This window comes from Tritonibacter sp. SIMBA_163 (assembly GCF_046535935.1).
Classification (GTDB): Bacteria; Pseudomonadota; Alphaproteobacteria; order Rhodobacterales; family Rhodobacteraceae; genus Epibacterium; species Epibacterium scottomollicae.
Genome location: NZ_JAWJBP010000856.1, coordinates 1 through 254 on the forward strand (window position 1 = coordinate 1; position 254 = coordinate 254).

Sequence of the window (254 nt, forward strand, 5' to 3'; positions counted from 1 at the left end):
CTGCAACCTTTACCGATTTACTGAATGTTTAATTACAGAAAATTTTAACCAGTAACAAAGAACGAAGAACAAAGAAAAAAGAACGAATACAAATGAGTAAAGAAAATCAACCAAGTGGGATTAAAATTATTGCTGAAAATCGTAAAGCACGGTTTCTCTATGAGATTTTAGAAACCTATGAAGCTGGGATTCAACTCATCGGCACAGAAGTGAAGTCAATTCGTGCAGGGCGTGTTAATTTACAAGATGGCTAT

Annotated in this window: 1 protein-coding gene; it reads left to right on the plus strand. The window is 34.6% G+C overall.

Going from position 1 to position 254, the window contains the following annotated elements:
- Positions 1-92 precede the first annotated feature (92 nt).
- Positions 93-254 (plus strand): SsrA-binding protein (locus R0J92_RS24765; protein ID WP_411053637.1); only part of this gene is annotated, 162 nt, incomplete at its 3' end.